3 protein-coding genes and 2 pseudogenes are annotated in these 4,058 nt (G+C 57.3%); 3 read left to right on the top strand and 2 right to left on the bottom strand.

Annotated elements, in window-relative coordinates; translation table 11 throughout:
* Both BHD06_RS22385 and BHD06_RS22390 read right to left on the bottom strand, forming a co-directional pair.
* On the bottom strand, positions 1 to 709 hold a 709-nt coding region (locus BHD06_RS22385), incomplete at its 3' end, for a transposase (protein ID WP_139784861.1).
* A 68-nt stretch (positions 710 to 777) separates the two neighbouring features.
* A pseudogene (locus BHD06_RS22390) lies at positions 778 to 1,014 on the bottom strand (IS6 family transposase); the annotation flags it as partial.
* Between the two features lie 724 nt (positions 1,015 to 1,738).
* Here BHD06_RS22390 and BHD06_RS22395 point away from each other — a divergent pair.
* The 3 genes and pseudogenes from BHD06_RS22395 to BHD06_RS22405 form a co-directional block, all read left to right on the top strand.
* Positions 1,739 to 2,074 carry a helix-turn-helix transcriptional regulator gene (locus BHD06_RS22395; protein WP_080459157.1) on the top strand — a complete coding sequence of 112 codons (336 nt, stop codon included), beginning with the start codon at positions 1,739 to 1,741 and terminating at the stop codon, positions 2,072 to 2,074.
* Complete coding sequence (locus BHD06_RS22400) at positions 2,064 to 3,356, top strand: type II toxin-antitoxin system HipA family toxin (RefSeq protein WP_080459158.1); 1,293 nt, start codon at positions 2,064 to 2,066, stop codon at positions 3,354 to 3,356. The genes BHD06_RS22395 and BHD06_RS22400 overlap by 11 nt, the downstream gene beginning before the upstream one ends.
* 94 nt (positions 3,357 to 3,450) lie before the next feature.
* Positions 3,451 to 3,693, top strand: a pseudogene (locus BHD06_RS22405) (IS110 family transposase); the annotation flags it as partial.
* Positions 3,694 to 4,058 lie beyond the last annotated feature (365 nt).

Here is a 4,058-nt window from a genome sequence, read left to right on the forward strand (position 1 = left end):
CAATCGTCTCAAGATCCTGAAACGTCAGATGTATGGCCGGGCGAACATCGACCTGCTCAGAGCCCGGCTTGTTGCAGCGTCCTGATAGGAAGGAACCTCCAAGCTGCACCGAAATTGATTCAGAGCCAGTTTTGAATGCACATTGACATAATTCCATCAAAGGCAAGATGATCCCGGACAAGACCGACCGATCTTGGAGCAACGCGTGAACCCGCTGTTCGTAGGTCGACAGATGCTTTGGAAGCCGCAGTCCAAAGCTGGCCAGCAAACCGCGAATGGTATTTTCAACATTTACGCGGGCCTTCAGTGCGATCTCTCGAGCCTTCAACAAAGCGCGGCGTTCTTGGGCAACCCGGCTTTTGACTTCGACTTTCTTGTAGAACCCGGTTCGAGCCAGCTCTGCCAACATGGCGGCATCGTTGTCATCGGTCTTGTTGTGCATCTGGCTAAGGACTGCGTGCGCTTGTCGGGCATCAATGCAAACAACCGGCAAGCCTCGATCAGATAATTCGTTATAAAGCCAATTCGCCATCCGACCGGTTTCGAGAACCACACACTGGATTGATCCCATGTGCTTGCTCAGCGCCCCAAAAATCACATCGGGATCTGTAACTGCCCGCGCAGTCGACAACATGTCACCTGTTAGATTTCGAACACAAATCGACGTTTCGTCTTTTGAGACGTCCAAACCCACGTAGCACTTTTCCATTTTGCTCTCCTGTCATTGCTTCGGTACCATTATGCACCGACCTAGAGAGCAGTCGCTCAATTACTCAGAGTCTCGTCCATCCGCCAAGAGACGGCTGTCGGCTTCTTTCTGGCCTGCGCACTTGCAGCGATCAGCGGCGAGAATTTCACCACCTAGCGGTTCAGCGTGGCATGATCGATTTCAACGCCGCGTTCGGCCATGATCTCCTCAAGATCCCGATACGAGACACCGTAGCGGACATAGAAAAACACAGCGTAAAGGATCACGCTCTTCGGGAAATGGTTCCCTTTGAAATCAATCGTCACGGTTGGCCGCTCGCTTTCAAACTCAAAAACCCACACCGACCACTCGCGAGCCGGTCCAACCAACCGCGAAAACTTTGCGACAGAACCGGGGACCTGTCCGAGTTCCGGATCGGACGCGATATCGTGCGCCGGGCGGACGGAACCTGGGAGTCGGCATTCCGTCAATCGAAGACGGGGCGCTGGAAGGAGAACGGCCTGCTCTGGGGGCTGACCGGCCTGCTCATCGATGCGCATGTGCTCGAAGACCGGCCAGCTTGGTGCATCGAGATCCGAATTGCCGAGCTCGATGGGTGCAATCTCCTGAGCCTGCGGGTTGAAGGCTTCGACACGTATCACGCGTCCAGGCTGCTCCGCGAGCAGTTCGGGATATCCGGTCACCTCATCCGCACGGCCGTCACCGATCTTCTGCGCCGTCATCGTCCCGATGCCGCCTGGGCCGTCCAGAGGTTGCTGGGACATTCTGTTGAATGGATGCAGGAGAGCTACCGCAGCGAATTCGCGGAAGTCGCAAGCGTGGAGAAATACCACGCCGCTTTGGAGATGCTTGTAAGGGGAGAAACGTCCCCGGCTTCGGCGCTCCTATATTGTTCATTGCCGTGAGCATATTTGCTTATGTTGCTCATCAGTTTGAGCAAAATCTATCATAATCTTTGACTTTGACGCAGAAAAATGCAATGTTCATTCTGTTGAGCATAATTAACGCTCTTGTACAATGGAGTGAGCAATGTCCAAAACCGTCAACCCAAGAACCCAGTCGGCGCTGGTGCGCGCCGTCCTGGCAACGCTGGGCGCTGAGATCGCGCGAGGCCGCAAGCGGCGCGGGTTTTCCCAAGAAGATCTCGCCGCGCGCCTGGGGTGTTCACGCAACACGCTCCGCTCTATTGAGGCTGGCAAGCCCAGTGTCGAGATCGGTCTTGCCCTGGAAGCTGCCGCTCTTGTTGATGTTCCCCTCATGGGCGGCGATCGCGGCGATATTCAGCGCCGCGGGGATGCGGCGCGCCGGGAGATTGACCTTCTGCCGCAACCGCGCGCTGTGACGGAGATCTTCGATGATTTCTGATGCGTTGAAGCGTCCTGATCAGGTTTTTGTATGGATTTGGCTTCCTGGCGCGGTCGAGCCTGTTCCTTGTGGTGCCCTTCGTGCCGTCGCCGGCCGTGCAGACTTTGCCTATGGTCGCCTCTATCTGGAGCGTTCGGGAGCCATGTCGGTTTTTGACGACATCCCCCTGCACGCTGGCGTCCAGCAACCAAGAAATGGCGAGTTGGCAAGTTCACTACGCGATGCGCTTCCGGATCGCTGGGGCCGCCGTGTCCTTCTGCATGAGCTGACCGGGCGCAAAGGTGGCGATCTGCAGGAAGATGAGTTTGACGAACTGGCCCTGATGCTGGCGTCCGGCTCAGACCGGATTGGTGCGCTCGACTTCCAGCGCTCGCCGGAAAACTATGAGCCTCGTGGTGGCGGCGAGGCTACATTAGAGGAGCTCCAGCAGTTCGCCGACCTCGTGGCCGAGGGAAAACCTGTGCCCCGCGAACTGGAGCGCGTGATTCTGCATGGCAGCTCGATCGGTGGCGCCCGCCCCAAAGCTCTGCTCGATGATCCCGGATCACGGCGCAAGCTGATCGCGAAATTCTCCGCATCCAACGATGTCATGTCGATGGTAAAGGCCGAGGCGCTCGCAATGCGCCTTGCGGCTCTGGCTGGATTGTCTGTGGCCCCCGTTGAGGTGGTCGAGGTGGCTGGTCGAGATGTCATTCTTGTCGATCGCTTTGACCGTGTGCCTTCAGGGAATCACCATGATGCCCCCATGGCGCGGCGCGCAATGGTCTCAGCACTGACTTGGACCGGAGAGGCCGAGATCTCCGCGCATCACATTGCATACACCGATCTTGGGGAGATCCTGCGCAAGTTGTCACGTGATCCTGAGCGCGATCTGCGAGAGCTGTTCCGGCGGATGGTTTTCAACATCCTGGTCGGTAACACAGATGATCATGCGCGCAACCATGCCGCCTTCTGGGATGGTCAGCGTCTGGATCTCACCCCCGCCTATGATATCGCGCCGCAGCCGCGACCGAACCGGGAGGCCAACCAAGCGCTGAACATTGTCCCGGGCGCACGCCGCGCGCAGCTGACCCTTTGCCTGGATGCGGCGCCGCATTTTTTGCTACGCGAGACGGCTGCACGAGCCGAGATTGACAGTCTGGTGGCAGCCTTGCAGGAGCATTGGAATGCCGCCTGTGAGGCCGTCATGCTGAGCACCCAGGACCGCGCATTCTTTGCAGGTCGTCAGTTTCTGAATCGATATGCCTTCGAGGGGTATGGGGTCGCTCCAGACCTGAGATGAGTTGCTCCACCGAGGGGCTCTGATGATGTAACCGCCCTCCGACGGCATCGATGTGCCAAGGTGGGTCTGCAATGATCCACAAAGGAGAGCGGTCATGTCGGAGATTATCACGGTCGGACTCGATTTGGCGAAGGATATGTTCCAAGTGCATGGAGCTGATGGCGCGGGCCAAGCGGTCCTGCGCAAGAAGTTGCGGCGGGCACAGGTCTTGGCATTTTTCAGCCAACTTCCGCGATGCGTCGTTGCGATGGAGGCGTGCGGCGGCGCTCATTTCTGGGGCCGAGAGATCGGTAATCTGGGCCATGATGTGCGGCTTATCCCGCCCGCCTATGTCAAGTTGGCAATGCCGCTTGGGAAGTTGGCGGCCACGATAGGCCAATAGTCACGTCGGTGCGAAGCGCAGTTGTCAGTTGTCAGTTGTCAGTTGTCAGGCAACTTGTTCTACTTTAGTTTGATCCTTGGAGAGATTCGCCATGCAGAAAGAAACATCTTTAATTACTGTCCGTTCGGTAGGGCGCCGCCGTGTTTCGGACGACATTGCTGAGCAGTTGTCCGAGATGATTATTGGGGGACACTGAATCGTCCCGGTTTCACCGGAGACCTATAGCTTCATTTCACGCGACCATATCGAGCACGTCACGCTGTGCATAGAAGTTCTCTTCGGCCTCGACTGGTGGGATATTCCCGATGGGGCCAAGCAGG

The sequence above is a fragment of the Roseovarius sp. A-2 genome (assembly GCF_002072155.1).
Taxonomy (GTDB): Bacteria; Pseudomonadota; Alphaproteobacteria; order Rhodobacterales; family Rhodobacteraceae; genus Roseovarius.

Coding starts and splice junctions, on each gene's coding strand:
- BHD06_RS22395 (WP_080459157.1), top strand. CDS start 1,739: ATGTCCAAAACCGTCAACCCAAGAACCCAGTCGGCGCTGGTGCGCGCC.
- BHD06_RS22400 (WP_080459158.1), top strand. CDS start 2,064: ATGATTTCTGATGCGTTGAAGCGTCCTGATCAGGTTTTTGTATGGATT.